The sequence below is a fragment of the Bradyrhizobium commune genome (genome assembly GCF_015624505.1).
Classification (GTDB): Bacteria; Pseudomonadota; Alphaproteobacteria; order Rhizobiales; family Xanthobacteraceae; genus Bradyrhizobium; species Bradyrhizobium commune.
This window is the reverse complement of sequence record NZ_CP061379.1, coordinates 7,344,485-7,363,532: the sequence shown is the minus strand read 5'-3', so window position 1 is coordinate 7,363,532 and position 19,048 is coordinate 7,344,485. Positions and strand designations below refer to the sequence as shown.

18 protein-coding genes are annotated in these 19,048 nt (G+C 64.3%); 15 read left to right on the top strand and 3 right to left on the bottom strand.

Annotation, left to right across the window (positions count from 1 at the left end; translation table 11 throughout):
* Nucleotide 1: 1 nt before the first annotated feature.
* From IC761_RS34585 to phoB, 9 genes are all read left to right on the top strand, one after another.
* Nucleotides 2-298, top strand: a complete 297-nt coding sequence (locus IC761_RS34585; RefSeq protein ID WP_195801075.1) for a hypothetical protein — start codon at nt 2-4, stop codon at nt 296-298.
* A 416-nt stretch (nt 299-714) separates the two neighbouring features.
* Complete coding sequence (locus IC761_RS34580) at nt 715-1,770, top strand: lysylphosphatidylglycerol synthase domain-containing protein (RefSeq protein ID WP_195801074.1); 1,056 nt, start codon at nt 715-717, stop codon at nt 1,768-1,770.
* Between the two features lie 35 nt (nt 1,771-1,805).
* Nucleotides 1,806-3,104 (top strand): ATP-binding protein, encoded by a 1,299-nt coding sequence (locus IC761_RS34575; protein WP_195801073.1) that lies wholly within the window; start codon nt 1,806-1,808, stop codon nt 3,102-3,104.
* 145 nt (nt 3,105-3,249) lie between these two features.
* Nucleotides 3,250-4,263, top strand: coding sequence for a phosphate ABC transporter substrate-binding protein PstS (gene pstS, locus IC761_RS34570; RefSeq protein ID WP_195801072.1), 1,014 nt, complete (start codon nt 3,250-3,252; stop codon nt 4,261-4,263).
* 141 nt (nt 4,264-4,404) lie between these two features.
* A complete protein-coding gene (gene pstC / locus IC761_RS34565) occupies nt 4,405-5,394 on the top strand; it encodes a phosphate ABC transporter permease subunit PstC (protein WP_195804873.1) in 990 nt (329 codons plus the stop codon).
* Nucleotide 5,395: 1 nt separating this feature from the next.
* Nucleotides 5,396-6,241: a phosphate ABC transporter permease PstA gene (gene pstA / locus IC761_RS34560; RefSeq protein WP_195801071.1), complete on the top strand. Its 846-nt coding sequence runs from the start codon at nt 5,396-5,398 to the stop codon at nt 6,239-6,241.
* On the top strand, nt 6,238-7,059 hold the full coding sequence (gene pstB, locus IC761_RS34555) for a phosphate ABC transporter ATP-binding protein PstB (protein WP_195801070.1): 822 nt from the start codon (nt 6,238-6,240) through the stop codon (nt 7,057-7,059). The genes pstA and pstB overlap by 4 nt, the downstream gene beginning before the upstream one ends.
* An 11-nt stretch (nt 7,060-7,070) precedes the next feature.
* Nucleotides 7,071-7,787 carry a phosphate signaling complex protein PhoU gene (gene phoU, locus IC761_RS34550; RefSeq protein ID WP_195801069.1) on the top strand — a complete coding sequence of 239 codons (717 nt, stop codon included), beginning with the start codon at nt 7,071-7,073 and terminating at the stop codon, nt 7,785-7,787.
* 14 nt (nt 7,788-7,801) lie between these two features.
* Nucleotides 7,802-8,509, top strand: a complete 708-nt coding sequence (gene phoB, locus IC761_RS34545) for a phosphate regulon transcriptional regulator PhoB (RefSeq protein ID WP_195801068.1) — start codon at nt 7,802-7,804, stop codon at nt 8,507-8,509.
* 313 nt (nt 8,510-8,822) lie between these two features.
* Here phoB and IC761_RS34540 read toward each other — a convergent pair whose 3' ends face one another.
* Nucleotides 8,823-9,332, bottom strand: a complete 510-nt coding sequence (locus IC761_RS34540; protein WP_195801067.1) for a GcrA family cell cycle regulator — start codon at nt 9,330-9,332, stop codon at nt 8,823-8,825.
* Between the two features lie 467 nt (nt 9,333-9,799).
* Between IC761_RS34540 and IC761_RS34535 the strand changes: the two genes are divergently transcribed.
* The 3 genes from IC761_RS34535 to IC761_RS34525 all read left to right on the top strand — a co-directional run bounded on the left by IC761_RS34535 (nt 9,800) and on the right by IC761_RS34525 (nt 13,180).
* Nucleotides 9,800-11,002, top strand: coding sequence for an aspartate aminotransferase family protein (locus IC761_RS34535; protein ID WP_195801066.1), 1,203 nt, complete (start codon nt 9,800-9,802; stop codon nt 11,000-11,002).
* On the top strand, nt 11,002-11,925 hold the full coding sequence (gene argF, locus IC761_RS34530) for an ornithine carbamoyltransferase (protein WP_195801065.1): 924 nt from the start codon (nt 11,002-11,004) through the stop codon (nt 11,923-11,925). The genes IC761_RS34535 and argF overlap by 1 nt, the downstream gene beginning before the upstream one ends.
* Nucleotides 11,926-12,160: 235 nt before the next feature.
* Nucleotides 12,161-13,180: an Hsp33 family molecular chaperone gene (locus IC761_RS34525; protein ID WP_195801064.1), complete on the top strand. Its 1,020-nt coding sequence runs from the start codon at nt 12,161-12,163 to the stop codon at nt 13,178-13,180.
* Nucleotides 13,181-14,118: 938 nt separating this feature from the next.
* Here IC761_RS34525 and apaG read toward each other — a convergent pair.
* Nucleotides 14,119-14,511 (bottom strand): Co2+/Mg2+ efflux facilitator ApaG/CorD, encoded by a 393-nt coding sequence (apaG, locus tag IC761_RS34520; RefSeq protein WP_195804872.1) that lies wholly within the window; start codon nt 14,509-14,511, stop codon nt 14,119-14,121.
* Nucleotides 14,512-14,706: 195 nt separating this feature from the next.
* Here apaG and IC761_RS34515 point away from each other — a divergent pair, with 195 nt between their 5' ends.
* From IC761_RS34515 to IC761_RS34505, 3 genes are read left to right on the top strand one after another with little or no spacing between them, the layout of a single operon-like run.
* Nucleotides 14,707-15,963: an OpgC domain-containing protein gene (locus IC761_RS34515; protein WP_195801063.1), complete on the top strand. Its 1,257-nt coding sequence runs from the start codon at nt 14,707-14,709 to the stop codon at nt 15,961-15,963.
* Nucleotides 15,963-16,742: an SGNH/GDSL hydrolase family protein gene (locus tag IC761_RS34510; protein WP_195801062.1), complete on the top strand. Its 780-nt coding sequence runs from the start codon at nt 15,963-15,965 to the stop codon at nt 16,740-16,742. Before IC761_RS34515 ends, IC761_RS34510 begins: the two co-directional genes overlap by 1 nt.
* Nucleotides 16,743-16,754: 12 nt before the next feature.
* Nucleotides 16,755-17,750 (top strand): SGNH/GDSL hydrolase family protein, encoded by a 996-nt coding sequence (locus tag IC761_RS34505; protein WP_195801061.1) that lies wholly within the window; start codon nt 16,755-16,757, stop codon nt 17,748-17,750.
* Nucleotides 17,751-17,817: 67 nt separating this feature from the next.
* Here the strand turns inward: IC761_RS34505 and IC761_RS34500 are convergent, their stop codons facing one another.
* Entirely contained in the window at nt 17,818-19,008 is a 1,191-nt protein-coding gene (locus IC761_RS34500; protein ID WP_195801060.1) for an O-succinylhomoserine sulfhydrylase, read from the bottom strand.
* Nucleotides 19,009-19,048: the final 40 nt, after the last annotated feature.

Below are 19,048 nucleotides of genomic sequence, written 5' to 3'. Positions count from 1 at the left end.
GATGCCCTATCTTATCTCGTTTCACATGGGCTGGCTGATCGGCTCGCTGGTGCTGGGCTTTTGCATGGGCTGGATCTCGGTGGTCCAGCGCGGCAGCGGCACCTCGAAGGTCACCGCGTGGTGGCTTGCCGTTCTCGTCGCGGGGCTGGTCGCGGCCTCGTGCGCGCATGTCGTCCCCGGCCGGTTCGGTTACTGGCTCGACCTCGGGCTGATCATGTTCGCCTGCTACCTTGTCGGATGCACCATCGGCGCATGGCTTCGCGACCGCGTGGTCGCGCGGAGCCAGCCGGCGGCCTGAGACCTCGCGGAAATCGGAAAATCCGTCGACGGCGATCGGATCCCCCTCTTACAACAGGCGGGCGCGGCCCATAGATTGATTTCGGCTTAAGGCGTGGCGGAACATTGTGCGGCCGAAATCATCAAAACTTCACGGGCCCTGCGCAGGATTGCCACAGAGATTCGCGTCGAGCCTGCCGCCGAAAGCGCCAAACCGTGCATCCTGAGCCCGCAAACCTGCCTAAAATATTGAAGGCACGTGTTTTTGTTCGTATTGGCGAATTCCACTCCGCCCCAAAACGCGCTAGTGGAGGGACGGGGGGCATGCGCGGTGCAGGAGCCGGCGGCAAGGGTTCGTTCAAGGGTTCGTTGCTGACCTGCGTGTCGTCCGCCTGTTCGCCGGCCAGCCTGGCTGCTGAAGCGTTGTTCGAGGTTTAGATGCTGGAAGCCATACGCAGGGCGATGTCGTTTCTGCGCCAGAAGCAAATCCTGCATAAGCTTGGAGTTGTGATCAGCGTCGCGGTCATCGGCATCGCTTGCTATGTGCTCTACCACATGCTGCGCGGCATCGATTCCAACGAAGTGATCGAGGCGATCAAGAGCACCGAGCCGCGCCAGATTGCGATGGCGGCGCTGTTCGTGGCCGCGGGCTATTTCACCCTGACCTTCTACGATTGGTTCGCCGTGCGCGCGATCGGCCGCGCCCACGTGCCCTATCGCATCAATGCGCTCGCCGCCTTCACCTCCTATTCGATCGGCCACAATGTCGGCGCCAGCGTCTTCACCGGCGGTGCGGTGCGCTATCGCATCTATTCGGCCTATGGGTTGAACGCGATCGACGTCGCGAAGATCTGCTTCCTGGCCGGCCTGACCTTCTGGCTCGGCAACGCCGCCGTGCTCGGCCTCGGCATCTCCTATCATCCGGAAGCTGCCTCCGCGATCGACCAGCTTCCGCCCTGGCTGAACCGGACGATCGCGATGATGATCATCGTGGCGCTGGTCGCCTATGTGGTCTGGGTCTGGACCCAGCCGCGCGTGGTCGGCCGTGGGCCCTGGACCGTGATGTTGCCGGGCGGCCCGCTGACGCTGCTCCAGATCGCGATCGGCATCATCGATCTCGGCTTCTGTGCGCTCGCGATGTATGTGCTGGTGCCGGACGAGCCCAATCTCGGCTTCGTCGTGGTCGCCGTGATCTTCGTCTCGGCGACGCTGCTCGGCTTCGCCAGCCACTCGCCCGGCGGGCTCGGCGTGTTCGACGCCGCCATGCTGGTCGGCCTCTGGCAGATGGACCGCGAGGAGCTTTTGGGCGGCATGCTCCTGTTCCGGGTCCTCTATTATCTGTCGCCCTTCGTCATATCTGTAATCTTGCTGACGTTTCGCGAGGTTATCATCGGTGCCCGATCGAAGCGCCTGCAGCAGGCGGCGCTCAAGCTCGATCCAGGCCCGGCACGTGAAGCCGCCTATGTAAGAGAGCGCAGCGACGGCGGCGCCTGACTGCGCGCAAAGTCAACAAGGAGAAGCCCGCCCCGATGGCGATCGACGCTCCCTCGTCTCCCTCGGTCCAGCCCTGGTCCGACCGGCTGCGGCATTCGACCATCATCCTGATCGCCGCGGCGCTGGCGCTCTCGGTCGTGGTTTCGCTCGGCGAATTATCGGTGGTGCGGGCGGTGACGGTATTCCTCTGCATCGCGGCCGCGGCGCTGATCCCCTGGCGGCTGCATGATACCGCCGCCTCGCGCGAGGACACCCGTCGTGTCAATCCGGTCGAAAGCGCGCCAGTGGCCGCGGTCGTCGCGGGCATGCCGGATCCTGCGGTGCTGCTCGACCGCGCCGGCCGGGTCATCCATCTCAACGCCGCCGCCGCCCAGCTCGCGCCGGCGCTGCGCAAGAACGAGCTCGCGCAATTCGCGCTGCGCTCGCCGGAGATCATCACGGCGCTGCGCGAGTCGATTGCGACCACCGAGCCGCGGCGGGCGACCTATCTCGACCATGTCCCGGTCGACCGCTGGATGGAGCTGATCATCACGCCGGTGCCGGTGCCGACCAATTTCGGCGGCGCCGACAAATGCATGCTGATGACCTTCCACGACCAGACGCCGCTGCGCCGGGTCGAGGAGATGCGCGCCGACTTCGTCGCCAATGCCAGCCACGAGCTGCGCACGCCGCTCGCCGCGCTCTCCGGCTTCATCGATACGCTCCAGGGCCAGGCCAAGGACGATCCCAAGGCGCGCGAGCGCTTCCTCGGCATCATGCACAACCAGGCGACCCGCATGGCGCGCCTGATCGACGATCTCCTGTCGCTGTCGCGGGTGGAACTGTCGGCCCATGTGCGGCCCGACACCCTGGTCGACCTGCTGCCGATCATCCTCCAGGTGGCCGACGGGCTCGAGCCGCTCGCGCGCGAGCGCCAGGTCGATGTCGAGACCAATCTGCCGCAGGCGCCGGTGATGATCGCCGGCGACCGCGAGGAACTGCTGCGGCTGTTCGAGAACCTGATCGAGAACGCCCTCAAATACGGCGCTTCCGGCGGACGCGTCATCGTGTCGCTGACGGCGACGCCAGTCCCTGATGGAACTCAGGAAATCAAGGTCATGGTGCGCGATTTCGGGCCCGGCATCGCGCCGGAACATTTGCCACGCCTGACCGAGCGCTTCTACCGGGTTGATGTCGGCGACAGCCGCTCGCAGGGCGGGACGGGCCTCGGATTATCCCTTGTGAAACATATTCTTAACCGTCATCGCGGCCGGCTTTTGATCGAAAGCGTGCCCAAGCAGGGCGCCGTTTTCACCGCCTGTTTTCCCCAGGTGAAGACTTCCGTCGCAAGCTGAAATCTAAGCGATTTCATTAGCTTAACCGCGTCATCCGACTGTCACGAAACCTTCGTAAAAGCACAGCCGACCGCTCCTAAAGCGAGCGGCGCGGGGAGCGCGATCGGGCGCGGACGGCGCTTCGCTCCCCTGTATGGAGACCAGCATGAATTTCATCAAAACTATCGTCGCTGCTGGCTTGGTCGCCGCAACGACGACGGCGGCTTTTGCTGCCGACATCACGGGTGCCGGTGCGACCTTCCCCTTCCCGGTCTATTCGAAGTGGGCTGACGCCTACAAGAAGGAGACCGGCAACGGTCTGAATTACCAGTCGATCGGTTCCGGCGGCGGCATCAAGCAGATCCAGGCCAAGACCGTGACCTTCGGCGCCAGCGACGCGCCGCTCAAGGCCGAGCAGCTCGAGAAGGACGGCCTGGTGCAGTGGCCGATGGTGATGGGCGCGATCGTTCCCGTCGTCAACATCGAGGGCGTCAAGGCTGGCGACATGGTGTTCGATGGCGAGACGCTCGCCAACATCTATCTCGGCAAGATCACCAAGTGGGACGACGCCGCAATCAAGAAGCTCAATCCGAACGTGAAGCTGCCGTCGGACGCGATCACCGTGGTCCGCCGCTCGGACGGTTCGGGCACCACCTTCAACTTCACCAACTATCTCTCCAAGGCCAGCGCCGACTGGAAGAGCAAGGTCGGTGAGGGCACCGCCGTCGAGTGGCCGGTTGGCGTCGGCGCCAAGGGCAACGAGGGCGTGTCGGGCAACATCAGCCAGACCAAGAACTCGATCGGCTACGTCGAGTACGCCTATGCCAAGCAGAACAAGCTGACCTATACCGGCCTCGTCAACAAGGCTGGCAAGACGGTGCAGCCGACGGTCGAGGCGTTCCAGGCGGCCGCTTCCAACGCCGACTGGGCCAAGGCTCCCGGCTACTACGTCATCCTGACCGACCAGCCCGGCGACAAGTCCTGGCCGATCACGGCTGCGACCTTCATCCTGATGCACAAGGAGCCGGCTGATAAGGCGGCGTCGAAGGAAGCCCTCAAGTTCTTCGCCTGGGCGTTCAAGAACGGCGCCAAGGCTGCCGAGGAACTCGACTACATCCCGATGCCCGACAGCGTCGTGACCCTGATCGAGAAGACCTGGTCGGCCGACATCAAGAGCTGAGCTCTTAAGTCTGTGCGGCCGGCAACGGCCGCATCAGAGACCGCAAGACCTCGGCCCCGGATCAGCCCAGTGCTGCATCCGGGGCCGAGACCGGTGACACAAAAACAAGTATCGTTTGTACAGGGGATCGGCGTGGCAGAAATGGCTGTCGAGAGCAATGTAGTTGACGCCGCCGGACCGTATGATCGCGCCAAGGCCTTGAGCGCGTTCAAGCTCGGTGACCTCACTTTTTACTGGATCACGCGCATCAGCGCGATCTCGGTGCTTCTCATTCTCGGCGGCATCATCCTGTCGCTGATCGTCGGCGCCTTCCCGGCGATGAAGGAATACGGCTTCGCGTTCCTGTGGACGCAGCGCTGGGCGCCGTCCGCCGATCCGCCCGTGCTCGGCGCGCTCGGCCCGATGTATGGCACGCTCGTGACCTCTTTCATCGCGATGCTGATCGCGATCCCGGTCGGTCTCGGCATCGCGATCTTCCTGACCGAGCTCTGCCCGCAATGGCTGCGCCGCCCGATCGGCATGGCCGTCGAGCTGCTCGCCGGCATCCCCTCGATCATCTACGGCATGTGGGGCTTCTTCGTGCTCGGCCCGTTCCTGGCCAACACCTTCCAGCCCTTCATGATCAAGATCTTCGACGGCGTCCCGGTCCTCGGCGCGATCTTCGCCGGTCCGCCGTCCTATCTCAGCCTGTTCAACGCCGCGCTGATCCTCGCCATCATGGTGCTGCCCTTCATCACCTCGATCTCGGTCGACGTGTTCAAGACGGTGCCGCCGGTGCTGAAAGAGGCCGCCTACGGCGTCGGCTGCACCACCTGGGAAGTCGTCCGCAGCGTGGTGATCCCCTATACCCGCGTCGGCATCATCGGCGGCGTCATGCTGGCGCTCGGCCGCGCGCTCGGCGAGACCATGGCGGTGACCTTCATCATCGGCAACTCGTTCCGGATCTCGTCCTCGATCTTCGCGCCCGGCACCACGATCTCGGCGGCGATCGCGAGCGAGTTCGCCGAGAGCGACGGTCTGCACCAGTCCGGCCTGATCCTGCTCGGCTTGCTGCTGTTCGTGCTGACGTTCTTCGTGCTCGCCGGCGCGCGGCTGATGCTGCTGCGTCTCGAGAAGAAGGCGGGGAAGTAACATGAACCCGATTTACGTACGCCGCCGCCGCAAGGACATCGTCATCCGCGGGCTCTGCATCGGTGCCGCCGCCTTCGGCGTCACCTGGCTTGCGCTGATCCTGATCACGCTGCTCTACAACGGCGTGGCCGGTCTCAGCCCAGAGTTATTCGTCGCCGACACTCCGCCTCCGGGCTCGACCGAAGGCGGCCTGCGCAACGCGATCGTCGGTTCGATCATCATGACCGTGATCGGCGTCGGCATCGGCGCGCCGCTCGGCATGTTCGCCGGCACCTACCTCGCCGAGTACGGCCGCAACGACAAGCTGACCTCGGTGATCCGCTTCATCAACGACATCCTGCTCTCGGCGCCCTCGATCATCATCGGCCTGTTCATCTACGGCGCGGTGGTGGTGCCGATGCGCGGCTTCTCGGCGATCGCCGGCTGTCTCGCGCTCGCCGTCATCGTGATCCCGGTGGTGCTGCGCACGACCGAGGACATGCTGCTGCTGGTGCCGAACGCGCTGCGCGAGGCGGCCTCCGCGCTCGGCCTGCCGCGCTCGCTGGTGATCAAGCGCATCGCCTATCGCGCCGCCCGTTCCGGCCTCATCACCGGCGTGCTGCTTGCCACCGCCCGCGTCGCCGGCGAGACCGCGCCGCTGCTCTTCACCGCGCTGTCGAACCAGTTCTTCAGCCTGAGCCTGAACAAGACGATGGCGAACCTGCCGGTCACCATCAACAACTTCGTGCAGAGCCCCTACGCCTATTGGAAGCAGCTCGCCTGGAGTGGCGCGCTGCTCATCACCCTGACCGTGCTTGCCCTGAATATTGGCGCGCGCATCCTTGGCGCCGAAAGGACCGCAAAATGAGTGATCTTTCCGTATCGATGAGCGCGTCCGGTGGACTGCCCCAGGCCCCCACGCTGCCCGAAGCCCCCGCCAAGGTGACGGTGCGCAACCTCAACTTCTATTACGGCGAGCACCATGCGCTGAAGAACATCAACCTGGTGCTCGGCGCCAACCGTGTCACGGCGTTCATCGGGCCTTCCGGCTGCGGCAAGTCGACCCTGCTGCGCATCTTCAACCGGATGTACGACCTCTATCCGGGCCAGCGCGTCACCGGCCAGCTCATGCTGGACCAGACCAACGTCCTCGACCCCAAGCTCGACCTCAATCTGCTGCGCGCGCGCGTCGGCATGGTGTTCCAGAAGCCGACGCCGTTCCCGATGACGATCTACGAGAACATCGCCTTCGGCATCCGTCTCTACGAGAAGATCTCGAAGTCCGAGATGGACGACCGCGTCGAGAAGGCGCTGCGCGGCGGCGCGCTGTGGAACGAGGTCAAGGACAAGTTGAATGCGAGCGGCCTGTCGCTCTCCGGCGGCCAGCAGCAGCGCCTCTGCATCGCCCGTACCGTCGCGGTGCGGCCCGAGGTGATCCTGTTCGACGAGCCCTGCTCGGCGCTCGATCCGATCTCGACCGCCAAGGTCGAGGAGCTGATCCAGGAATTGAGCGAGAACTACACCATCGCGATCGTCACCCACAACATGCAGCAGGCGGCGCGCGTCTCCGACAAGACCGCGTTCATGTATCTCGGCGAGCTGATCGAGTTCGACGACACCAGCAAGATCTTCACGTCGCCGACCGACCGGCGCACGCAGGATTACATCACCGGCCGGTTCGGCTGAGGAGACAGGACATGGGTTCGGAACATACCGCAAAAGCCTTCGACTCCGACCTTCAGGAGCTGACCCGGCTGGTCGCCGAGATGGGCGGCCTCGCCGAGCGCATGATCGTCGATTCCGTCGACGCGCTGATCCGGCGCGACGTCGCGCTCGGCCAGCGCGTGGTCGCAACCGACGTCGAGATCGACGCGCTCCAGAAGAAGATCGAGGAACGCGCCGTGCTCACCATCGCCCGCCGCCAGCCGATGGCGGTCGATTTGCGCGAGATCGTCGGCGCCATGCGGGTTGCGACCGATCTCGAGCGGATCGGCGACCTCGCCAAGAACATGGGCAAGCGCGTCGCGGCGCTGGAGACCGATTTTCATCCGCTGAAGCTGTTCCGCGGCCTCGAGCACATGACCGATCTCGTGCAGCAGCAGGTCAAGTCGGTGCTGGACGCCTATGCCGCGCACGATCTGCCGGCGGCGATGGCGGTGTGGAAGGGCGACGAGGAAGTCGACGCCATCTGCACCTCGCTGTTCCGCGAGCTCCTCACCTACATGATGGAGGATCCGCGCAATATCTCGTTCTGCATTCACCTGATGTTCTGCGCCAAGAACATCGAGCGGATCGGCGACCATGCCACCAACATCGCCGAGACGGTGTTCTACATGATCGAAGGTCAGGCCATCACCGACAAGCGGCCGAAGGGCGACATGACGACCTTCGCCGCGCCGGTCCCGAATACGTAAGGAGCGACGACCCCATGGGCGCACGCATTATGGTGGTTGAAGACGAGGAAGCTCTGACCGAGCTTCTGCGTTACAACCTCGAAGGCGACGGCTATGACGTCGAGACGGTGATGCGCGGCGACGACGCCGACACCCGTCTCAAGGAGCACATCCCCGATCTGATCGTGCTCGACTGGATGCTGCCGGGTCTCTCCGGCATCGAGCTGTGCCGACGGCTGCGCGCCCGGTCCGACACCAAGCAGCTGCCGATCATCATGCTGACCGCACGCGGCGAGGAGAGCGAGCGGGTTCGCGGGCTCGCGACCGGCGCCGACGACTACATCGTCAAGCCGTTCTCGGTCCCCGAGCTTTTGGCCCGCGTGAAAGGCCTGCTGCGGCGCGCAAGCCCCGAGCGGCTCGCCACGGTGCTCGCTTTCGGCGACATCGAGCTCGACCGTGAAAAGCGCCGCGTGGCGCGCTCGGGCCGGCCGATCGATCTTGGCCCGACCGAATATCGCCTGCTCGAGTTCTTCCTGGAGCATCCCGGTCGCGTGTTCTCGCGCGAGCAGCTGCTCGACAGCGTCTGGGGCCGCGACATCTATATCGACGAGCGCACCGTCGACGTGCATATCGGCCGCCTGCGCAAGCTGCTCAATCTCGGCCGCGAGCAGGACCCGATCCGCACCGTCCGCGGCGCCGGCTATGCGCTGGATGATCGGTTCGCGAAGGCCGAGCAGACGTAAGCCGACCTGAAGCGCGATGAGATTGGGATGAATCGTCATCGCGCTTTAGGTTGTTGTTCGAGCATGATCTTTTCGGAAAACCGCTGCGCACTTTTCCGGATCATGCTTTAGCGAGCTGCCGCTACAAAATCGGTGCCGTCCCGGCGAAGGCCGGGACCCATAACCCCAGGGCGTAGTTGTTGCGCGAAGAGGGTAACTCCGAGTCTCCTTAACCACATCTGCCGGTGGTTATGGGTCCCGGCCTTCGCCGGGACGACAGCGGAGTTTGTTGAGCCGTTATCACGACGGCTCCTAAACTTGACTCAGATCTATCTCAGCGCGGCGGCTTCGCGGGCGCCCGCCGCCGATCCGCGGCCGGTTGATACGCCACCCGCGAATGCTGGGCGCAATAGGGCAGGCCGGAGAGCGCCTTGCCGCCGCAGAAGAAGAAATCCGGGCTCGAGGGATCGCCGACCGGCCAGTGGCAGGTCGCCTCGTTCAGCTCCAGCAGCGACAGCCGCTGGCTCATCGGCACCACGTTGTCGTAGGTGACCGGTTCGGCCTCGACCTCGATCTCGAAGGCCTGCGCCAAGGCGGTGTTGCCGCGCGCAATGGGACGGCTCACCCGCATCATATGCTGCGCGGGACGCGCCTTGCGCGGCCGGGGAGCCGCCGACGACGGGCTCTTGGCACGGCCGGACAGGCCGAGCCGGTGCACCTTGCCGATCACGGCGTTACGGGTCACATTGCCGAGCTCGGCCGCGATCTGGCTGGCCGAAAGTCCTGCTTCCCAGAGCTTTTTCAACTGCTCGACGCGATCGTCGGACCAGGTCAAAACCGTCATTGCACCCTTTCCTTCGTCGCGCGCCAGCCATCCTGGGGCGGCACGACGAATGCCTAAGCCTCGAAAAACCCATGCCGCCAGAATCCCTTAAGGCTCGCCGGGCACAACAATGCGCCCGAACGTTTACGCCGGTACATGAGGACTTTTGGGATCAGAACTGCCGCACGAGATGTCGTATCTGACAAGCCAAACGCTACAATATGGCGTGACTCGCGCGCAAGAGTCCGCCGACTCGCTTCCACATGTTCCGTGGCGAAAACTCCGCAAATTCGCCACCGCAAGACTACGGATTCAGCGTTTCGCGAGGCTGTCCGGTGGCATTGACACCCGTGGCGCCAAGCATAAGATAGTGACGCGTGCCGCCCTTAAAAGGCGGCACGTTTCGTTTTCCGGACCGGTCAATGGTGCGCTGCGTAAGGCGCCTCAGGCCATCCGAAACGCCCAAATGACAGCCAAAAGAGACGGTCATGACCAACAGCGCCGCGCCGCATCTGCTTCCCGTTTTCGCCAGGGCCAACATCGGCTTCGAGCGCGGCGAGGGCGTCTGGCTGATCGCGACCAATGGCGATCGCTATCTCGATTTCACCTCGGGCGTGGCGGTGAACGCGCTCGGTCATGCCCATCCCGCGCTGGTCAAGGCGCTGCAGGAGCAGGCCACAAAACTCTGGCACATGTCGAACCTGTTTCAGAGCCCGGACGGCGAGAAGCTCGCTGTCCGCCTCTGCAACGAAAGCTTTGCTGACTTCGTATTCTTCTGCAATTCCGGCGCCGAAGCGCTGGAGGGCGTGATCAAGCTGGTGCGGCATCATCACTTCTCCAAGGGCCATCCGGAGCGTTACCGCATCATCACCTTCGAAGGCGCTTTCCACGGCCGCACGCTGGCGACCCTGGCTGCCACGGGCTCCGAAAAATATCTCGAAGGCTTTGGTCCGCCGATGGATGGCTTCGACCAGGTGCCGCATGGCGACATCGAGGCCGTCAAGAAGGCGATCGGTCCGCAGACCGCCGGCATCCTGATCGAGCCGATCCAGGGCGAAGGCGGCGTGCGTTCGTCGCCGCCCGCCTTCCTCAAGGCGCTGCGCCAGCTTTGCGACGAGAAGGGCCTGCTGCTCGCGTTTGACGAGGTGCAGACCGGCATGGGCCGCACCGGCGATCTCTTCGCTCATCGGCGCACTGGCGTCACACCCGACGTGATGTCGCTCGCCAAGGCGCTCGGCGGCGGCTTCCCGATCGGCGCAGTGCTCGCCACCGCCGACGCCGCGGCCGGCATGGGTCCCGGCTCGCACGGCTCGACCTTCGGCGGCAATCCGCTCGCGATTTCGGCGGCGAACGCCGTGCTCGACGTCATGCTCAAGCCCGGCTTCTTCGATCACGTGCAAAAGATGTCGCTGCTGCTCAAGCAGAAGCTCGCCTCCGTGATCGATCGTCATCCCGACATCGTCAGCGAAGTGCGCGGCGAGGGGCTCTTGATCGGCATCAAGGCCGTGGTGCCCTCCGGCGATCTGGTCGCAGCGCTACGCAATGAAAAGCTGCTCACCGTCGGCGCCGGCGACAATGTCGTGCGTTTCCTACCGCCCTTGATCGTGACCGAAGCGGAGCTCGAGGACGGCGTCGCGCGGCTCGAACGCGCCTGCACGGCGCTTGCCGGCAACAAGCGGGCGGCAAGCTGATGAGCGGTACGCCCAAACATTTCCTCGATATCAGCGAGCTTCCGCTGTCGGAGCTCAAGAGCATGCTGGCCGCGTCTTCGGCCATGAAGGCGAAGCAGAAGGCGCATCAGCCGGTCAGACCGCTCGAAGGCAAGACGCTGGCGATGATCTTCGAACGTCCCTCGACGCGGACGCGCGTGTCGTTCGACGTCGCCATGCGCCAGCTCGGCGGCGAGCCGATCATGCTCACCGGGGCCGAGATGCAGCTCGGCCGCGGCGAGACCATCGCCGACACCGCGCGCGTGCTGTCACGCTATGTCGACGCCATCATGATCCGCATCCTCAACCACGATGCGCTGCTCGAGCTTGCGGCCTACGCGACGGTGCCCGTCATCAACGGACTGACGCGGCGCTCGCATCCCTGCCAGGTGATGGCCGATCTCCTGACCTATCAGGAGCATCGCGGCCCGATCGAGGGCAGGACGGTGGCCTGGACCGGCGACGACAACAACGTGCTGGCGTCCTGGGCACACGCGGCCGAGCGCTTCAAGTTCCAGCTCAATGTCGCGACCCCGCCGGAGCTTGCGCCGAAGAAGGCGATGCGCGACTGGATCAAGGCGACCAGCGCGCCGATCGTGCTCGGCACCGACCCCGAGGCCGCCGTGAAGGGTGCCGATTGCGTCGTCACCGACACCTGGGTGTCGATGGGCGACAAGGAAGGCGAGCACCGTCACAACGTGCTCAAGCCCTACCAGGTCAATTCCAAGCTGATGTCATTGGCAAAGCCCGACGCGCTGTTCATGCACTGCCTGCCCGCGCATCGCGGCGAGGAGGTCACCGACGAGGTGATCGACGGCCCGCAATCGGTCGTGTTCGACGAGGCCGAAAACCGCCTGCACGCGCAGAAGGGCATTCTGGCCTGGTGTTTTGACGCGGTGAAGTAAGCGCGGAAAGTAGAGATCGTCGTCCCGGCGAAAGCCGGGACCTATACCGCGTGATCTCTCGGTTGCCGAAGCCAGGCGTACCGAACGGCGAATCTTCGCCAAATAAAAGCCTGTGGTTATGGGTCCCGGCCTTCGCCGGGACGACACCGAATGTGCGGTATCGTTATGCGATCATCATTGCATCCGGAACTCGCCCCTCTTCCATTCCACCTCCTCCGACCCCAGATAATGCGCCATGGTTTCCCAATCCCCTGACATGAAAACCGGGCCTCAAGGCCCGGTTCGCGCGCCATCAGCGGTTCCGATCGATGATGCCGTGCTGCCTTACGAGGTCGACGCGCTCGACGTGCGCGGGCGGCTGGTGCGGCTCGGGCCCGCGCTCGACGAGATCCTGACCAAGCACGATTATCCGGCGCCGGTCGGCAAGCTGCTCGGCGAGGCCATCGTGCTGACCACGCTGCTCGGCTCGGCGCTGAAATTCGAGGGCCGCTTCATCCTCCAGGCCCAGACCGACGGCCCGGTGTCATTCCTGGTGGTGGATTACAATGCGCCGGACCGTCTGCGCGCCTATGCCCGCTACGACGCGGCGCGGCTCGGTGAGACCAGGAATCCTGGCTCGCATTCCGGCGCGCTGCTCGGCCGCGGCCATCTCGCCATGACCATCGACCAGGGTCCGGACATGAGCCGCTATCAGGGCCTCGTCGCGCTCGACGGTGGCAGCCTGGAAGATGCGGCCCACGAATATTTCCTGCGCTCCGAGCAGATCCCGACCCGCGTCCGCATCGCGGTCGGCGAGGAGTGGCGCTCGAGCGATGGCGGCAAGCATCGCTGGCGCGCCGGCGGCATGCTGATGCAGTTCCTGCCGAAGGCGCCGGAGCGCGCGCGCCAGGCCGATCTGCACCCCGGCGATGCGCCGGAGGGCGTCGAGGTGCACAGCGTCACCGAGGACGATGCCTGGGTCGAGGCGCGCTCGCTGATCGAGACCGTCGAGGATGTCGAGTTGATCGATCCGGATCTCTCCGGCGAACGGCTGCTGTATCGCCTGTTCCACGAACGCGGCGTCCGCGTGTTCAATCCGCTGGTGCTGAAAGCGCAATGCTCCTGCTCGCGCGATGCGGTGGCCTCGATGCTGAAGAGCTTCTCGTCGGATGATCGTGCTGCGATGGTCAAGGACGACAAGGTCGTGGTGACCTGCGAGTTCTGCTCGTCGGTGTACCAGTTCACGCCGGATGAGGCCGGCGTCGAGGACGCGTAAGCGCCTCGCCCGGCAGCCCGGATGGAGCGCAAGCGTAATCCGGGGCGGCTCTTTCGGCGCGGCACCTTCCCGGATTGTGCTGCGCTCCATCCGGCTACGAGATCCCGCCCCGGCTGTTTCGTCCGCTTGTCAATCCGTCACTGGAAAAATATTCCACTTTACCGAAATTCGGAAATGACGTATGTGTCGTCCATCCCGGCTCGACCTTGAGGGGCGATCGTACGTCGTCACGTTTTGCGAGCCGGGTTGCGGTGGACGCGGCAGCGTCGGCACGAAAAGGTGCGGGCAGGGCGGGTAGTCCCTGTGAGCCCGAAACCGCGTGCGGATGAGCGGCGCTGAAAGTTCGTCTCGCCAACATTCTTGCGGCGCGTGTGCACACTGCCGGAAGACCCTGTGGCAACGGACGAACGTGCGTACGGCAAAACCGTGTGGTCCTGGCCGTCGTTGCTACGGTCAAGCCTGTCGCGGAGGCGCAAGCGAGCCCAACCGGGTGGACTGCGCCGCCAATTCGCGGGGCGAGGGAGGCCAGAAGGAAAGTTCGGCTCCCGGGAGAGCACGGCATAAGCCGTCCGACCATCGCGCAGGGAAGGCCGAGTGATTGGCACCACCTGTATGCTGCTGTGCGGTCTTTTTGCGCTACACATTCGCGCAGCAGACCGCGGGTGCGAGGTCAGCACCCGGTCTTCCCTGCGCCCTCTTGGACAAGGGGGTGGAGAGATCAAGCAAAGCTCGGGCGAAATCAGCCGCGAGGCCGCGAAGGTGCGTCTGCGATTCAAAAAGACGAGGTTGGGGAGGCTGCGTGCCACAGGCTCGGAATCGTAGCTCGGAATCGTAGGGTGGGTTAGCGAAGCGTAACCCACCAACTTTCGTACCGCGTACGCGGAAGCTTGGTGGGTTACGCCTTCGGCTAACCCACCCTACGGCACTACGGCACCGCGCTAATTCAACACCCGCTTGTTATCCGGGCTGTCCAGCGAGAACGTCGGAACGTCGATCTCGAAGCGTTCGCCGCTTTCGCTGACCATCTGGTAGCGGCCGGTCATGAAGCCGGAGGCGGTCGAGAGCGGCACGCCGGAGGTGTATTCGAAGCGCTCGCCGGGGGCCAAGGTCGGCTGCTCACCGACCACGCCTTCGCCCTTGACCTCCTGCTGCCGGCCGGTGGCGTCGGTGATGATCCAGTGCCGCGTCTTGAGCTGCACGGTCTCGTCGCCGGAATTGGTGATGACGATGGTGTAGGACCAGAAATAGCGCGAGCGGTCGGCGGAGGACTGCTCCGGAACAAAGTTCGGCTCGACGGTCACTTCGATCTGGCGGGTCACGGCGCGGTACATGATTGCCATCATAACGAAATCCTGGCCGGGAACCAAACGCCAGAGACCGGTTTCGCGACATCGTGCCGCCAGAATTGACAGGGAAGTACACCCCAAAGAATGCACCCAGATGTGATCCGGCCGCTTTGCGAGGCGTCGACCGGACCGGTACACTCGTTTCAACGCCGCGATTTGCGGAAGGGTTTTTGGGCCCCGATGACCATTGCCGATCAAGTGACGGGATCGACGATTGCGGGAACCGCGGGTGCAAAACCTGCGGAGGCAAGGCCGCGCGTGGCCGCGCCGGCCATCACGCTGCCCGCCATCGGCGAGCGCGAGCTCAGGCTCGACCTGTTCCGCGGGCTGGCGCTGTGGCTGATCTTCATCGATCATTTGCCGCCCAATCTTCTGACCTGGTTCACGATCCGCAATTACGGCTTCAGCGACGCCACCGAGATCTTCATCTTCATCTCCGGCTACACCGCCGCCTTCGTCTACGGCCGCGCGATGCTGGAGAGCGGTGTCGTCATCGCCACCGCGCGCATCCTGCGCCGGGTCTGGCAGATCTATGTCGCCCACGTCTTCCTGTTCACGATCTTCCTCGCCGAGATCTCCTACGTCGCGACCAGCTTCGAAAACCCGCTCTACACCGAAGAGATGGGGATCATGGATTTCCTCAAGCAGCCCGACGTCACCATCGTGCAGGCGCTCTTGTTGCGCTTCCGTCCCGTCAACATGGACGTGCTGCCGCTGTACATCGTCTTGATGCTGGCGCTGCCTCTGATCCTGTGGTCGATGAAGTGGAAGCCCGACGTCACACTCGGCCTGTCGGTCCTGCTTTACGCCGTCACCTGGGAATACGATCTCTACTTCTCGGCCTATCCGAACGGCTTCTGGGCGTTCAATCCGCTGGCCTGGCAATTGCTGTTCGTGTTCGGAGCATGGTGCGCGCTCGGAGGTGCGCGACGCATGTCGCGTATTCTCGCGTCGCCCGTGACGATGTGGATATCGATCGCCTATATTGTCGCGGCGTTCTATGTGACGCTGACCTGGTACGTGCCGCAGCTCTCCCACCTGATGCCGAAGCGGCTCGAGCAGTGGATGTATCCGATCGACAAGACCGACCTCGACGTGTTGCGTTTCACGCATTTCCTGGCGCTGGCCGCGCTCACCGTGCGTTTCCTGCCGCGCGAGTGGCCGGGCCTGAAATCGCCCTGGCTGCGGCCGCTGATCCTGTGCGGCCAGCATTCGCTGGAGATCTTCTGCCTCGGCGTCTTCCTGGCCTTCGCCGGACATTTCATCCTGGCCGAGGTCTCCGGCGGCCCCGCCATGCATGCGCTGATTAGTCTCTCCGGAATCCTGATCATGTGGGGCGTTGCATGGGTGATTTCGTGGTACAAGCGCGTGGCTGACAAGAGCGGTGCGAAAACCAAGAACGCCGTCGGCAACGCCGATCTGGCGGGAGGGGGCTGATGAAGGCGAAGGTTCTCCTGAGCCTGATCCTGCTGTGCGGTAGTGTCGCCGCGCCCCCGGCGCGCGCGGACGATGCTGCGCCTGCGGCCTCGGCCGCGCCTGCCGCCTGCGAATTGCCGTCCTACCTGCTCACCAGCGAAAGCCAGCTCCCGAAGGTCGCCGATGCCGTCAAGGCCGGCAAACCGCTCGAAATCCTTGTGATCGGCAGCCGTTCGACCACGATTCCGGCCTCCGAGGACGCATCCTATCCGGCGCGAATGCAGGCCATTCTGAAGGAAAAGCTGCCGCCTTCGGAGGCCGTGCACGTCTCCGTAGAAATACAGAGCAAGAAAACCGCGGAGGAGGCCGCTGCCACCTTCGTTAAGCTGATGGAAGCAAAAGCGCCTACTTTGGTCGTCTGGCAGACCGGGACCGTGGATGCTATCCGATCCATCGATCCCGATGATTTTCGCGGCGCCGTGACCGAAGGGGTCGCTGCGTTGCAAAATGCAGGGGCCGACGTCGTCTTGATGAACTTGCAGTACAGCCCGCGTACCGAAACCATGATCTCGGCGCCGCCCTATCTCGACAATATGCGGGTGGTGGCGCAGGAGCACGACGTTCCGCTGTTCGACCGTTTCGCCATCATGCGGCAGTGGAATGATCAGGGTCAGTTCGACCTGTTCAGCCCGTCCCGCGGCCCTGAACTGGCGAAGCAGGTCCATGATTGCCTTGGCCGGGCGTTGGCACAGTTTGTGATCGACGCTGCCCATCTGGGACCGGCCCAGCAGCAAAATTGAGGTCTAGCGTTAATGAGTTCTCTCCGCCCTTTGTGGCTGTCGACATCGCTGTCTGCCTCCGCAGCGGCTCTCCTGCTGTTGCTGACGCCCGCCTCGCAGACGCCCGCTCTCGCTCAAGCCGCGCAGGCGGCGCCCGCCCCGGCGCAGGCCGCTAATCCTGCTCCCGCATCGCCGTCCCAGACCACGGTCGCCGCCACATCGCCGACTGAGCAGCGCGGTATCGCCGCGCGCGCCATCGACAAGGTGAAGCAGGTCGCGAAATCCGCCGGCGACATTTTTGCCCGCGTGCCCTGTCTGGCGCCGAAGGTCGGCTCGAAGACGATGGGCTCGCTCCCGCATGTCGCGGGCAAGCTCGTCGCCGGCAAGCCCGTCGTGATCGTCGCGTTCGGATCGTCGTCGACGGCCGGCTATGGCGCAAGCTCGCCCGACTTCAACTATCCGAACCGTCTCGCGGCGCAGCTGCGCCGGAAATATCCGACCGCCGACATCACCGTGATCAATGCCGGCATCGGCGGCGAGGACGCGCCCGAGATGATGAAGCGCCTTCAGAAAGAAGTGATCGACGTGCATCCGGATCTCGTGATCTGGCAGGTCGGCACCAACGCCGTGCTGCGCAATCTCGATCCCGGCGACACCGCCAAGATGGTCGAGGACGGCATCACCCGCATTCAGGCCGCGGGCGATGCCGACGTCGTGCTGGTCGATCCGCAATATTCGCCGCAGGTGACGCAGCGCGCCGAAAGCGCCAGCAAGATGGTGAAGCTGCTCGGCAAGGTCGCCGAGCTCCGTCACGTCGGCATCTTCCCGCGCTTCGAGGTGATGCGCGACTGGCACGAGAAGCAGGCGATCCCGGTCGAGAGTTTCGTCATCGCCGACGGCCTGCACATGAACGACTGGGGCTACGCCTGCTTCGCCCAGCTGCTTGGAGACGACATCATCCGCTCGGTCGGCCAGATCAAGCTCGGGGTGAACGTGCCTGCCGACGTGCGGACCTATCGGCCGATGTGAGGTGCGAGTAGGGAATAGCGAGTAGCGAATAAGGATCCATTCGCCACTCACTATTCGCCATTCGCCGTCACGCCTTCTCCAGCGCCGCCGTCAGATCCTCGATCAGATCATCGACATGCTCGAGCCCTGCGGAGAAGCGGATGAAGCCCTCGCTGATGCCGAGCGTCGCGCGATCCTCGGGCTTCAAACGCTGATGCGTCGTCGTTGCCGGGTGCGTCACCAGACTCTTGGCGTCGCCGAGATTGTTGGAGATCTTCGCAAGCTTGAGCGCGTTGAGCACGCGGAATGCGGCCTGCTTGCCGCCCTTCACCTCGAAGCCGACCAGCGTCGAGCCGCCGCGCATCTGCTTCTTCACGAGCGAAGCCTGCGGATGATCGGCGCGGCCGGGATAGACCAGTCGCGAAATTTTCGGATGGCTCGCCAGCACGTCGGCGATGTGCGCTGCCGTATCGGTCTGCGCGCGCACGCGCACGCCGAGCGTCTCCAGGCCCTTGAGCAGGACCCAGGCGTTGAACGGCGAGATCGACGGGCCGGTCTGGCGCATGAAATTGTGGATGTGCTCGGCGATGAAGGCTTCCGACGACAGGATGATGCCGCCGAGGCAGCGGCCCTGGCCGTCGATGTGCTTGGTCGCGGAGTAGACGACGACATCGGCGCCGAGTGCGAGCGGGCTCTGCCAGATCGGGGTTGCGAACACGTTGTCGACGACGAGGCGCGCGCCGCCTCTGTGCGCGATCTCGGCGATGCCGGGAATGTCGAGCACGCCGAGCGTCGGATTGGTCGGGCTCTCGAGGAAGAACGTCTTGGTGTTGGGCTTCAGCGCACGCTGCCACTGGTCGAGATCGAGCCCGTCGACCAGCGTGGTCTCGATGCCGTAGCGCGGCAAGAGATCCTGAATGACGTAGAGGCACGAGCCGAACAGCGCGCGCGACGCCACGACGTGATCGCCGGCTTTCAGCGGCGCCAGGATCGCGGTCGTCACTGCGGCCATGCCGGTCGCCGCCGAGCGCGCCGCTTCGGCGCCTTCGAGCTCGATCATGCGGCGCTCGAACATCGCGATCGTCGGGTTCGAATAGCGCGAATAGATGAAGCCGGGATCCTCGCCCTTGAACCGCGCCTCGCATTCCTCGGCGCTGGCGTAGACGTAGCCCTGGGTCAAAAACAGCGCCTCCGACGTCTCGCCATATTGCGAGCGGAGCGTGCCGGAATGGACCAGGCGGGTTTCGGGACGATAGGATGCGGCGGACGACTTCGACATAGGACCTCCTGCGTGACCACCGAAAATGGTCACAAAAAAA

Excerpts from the sequence above, each read along its gene's own strand:
- pstC (WP_195804873.1), top strand. The coding sequence starts at position 4,405 with ATGGCTGTCGAGAGCAATGTAGTTGACGCCGCCGGACCGTATGATCGC.
- IC761_RS34525 (WP_195801064.1), top strand. The coding sequence starts at position 12,161 with ATGGTTTCCCAATCCCCTGACATGAAAACCGGGCCTCAAGGCCCGGTT.
- pstA (WP_195801071.1), top strand. The coding sequence starts at position 5,396 with ATGAACCCGATTTACGTACGCCGCCGCCGCAAGGACATCGTCATCCGC.
- apaG (WP_195804872.1), bottom strand. The coding sequence starts at position 14,511 with ATGTACCGCGCCGTGACCCGCCAGATCGAAGTGACCGTCGAGCCGAAC.
- pstB (WP_195801070.1), top strand. The coding sequence starts at position 6,238 with ATGAGTGATCTTTCCGTATCGATGAGCGCGTCCGGTGGACTGCCCCAG.
- IC761_RS34535 (WP_195801066.1), top strand. The coding sequence starts at position 9,800 with ATGACCAACAGCGCCGCGCCGCATCTGCTTCCCGTTTTCGCCAGGGCC.
- IC761_RS34510 (WP_195801062.1), top strand. The coding sequence starts at position 15,963 with ATGAAGGCGAAGGTTCTCCTGAGCCTGATCCTGCTGTGCGGTAGTGTC.
- phoU (WP_195801069.1), top strand. The coding sequence starts at position 7,071 with ATGGGTTCGGAACATACCGCAAAAGCCTTCGACTCCGACCTTCAGGAG.
- pstS (WP_195801072.1), top strand. The coding sequence starts at position 3,250 with ATGAATTTCATCAAAACTATCGTCGCTGCTGGCTTGGTCGCCGCAACG.
- phoB (WP_195801068.1), top strand. The coding sequence starts at position 7,802 with ATGGGCGCACGCATTATGGTGGTTGAAGACGAGGAAGCTCTGACCGAG.
- IC761_RS34585 (WP_195801075.1), top strand. The coding sequence starts at position 2 with ATGCCCTATCTTATCTCGTTTCACATGGGCTGGCTGATCGGCTCGCTG.
- IC761_RS34580 (WP_195801074.1), top strand. The coding sequence starts at position 715 with ATGCTGGAAGCCATACGCAGGGCGATGTCGTTTCTGCGCCAGAAGCAA.
- argF (WP_195801065.1), top strand. The coding sequence starts at position 11,002 with ATGAGCGGTACGCCCAAACATTTCCTCGATATCAGCGAGCTTCCGCTG.
- IC761_RS34575 (WP_195801073.1), top strand. The coding sequence starts at position 1,806 with ATGGCGATCGACGCTCCCTCGTCTCCCTCGGTCCAGCCCTGGTCCGAC.
- IC761_RS34500 (WP_195801060.1), bottom strand. The coding sequence starts at position 19,008 with ATGTCGAAGTCGTCCGCCGCATCCTATCGTCCCGAAACCCGCCTGGTC.
- IC761_RS34505 (WP_195801061.1), top strand. The coding sequence starts at position 16,755 with ATGAGTTCTCTCCGCCCTTTGTGGCTGTCGACATCGCTGTCTGCCTCC.
- IC761_RS34540 (WP_195801067.1), bottom strand. The coding sequence starts at position 9,332 with ATGACGGTTTTGACCTGGTCCGACGATCGCGTCGAGCAGTTGAAAAAG.
- IC761_RS34515 (WP_195801063.1), top strand. The coding sequence starts at position 14,707 with ATGACCATTGCCGATCAAGTGACGGGATCGACGATTGCGGGAACCGCG.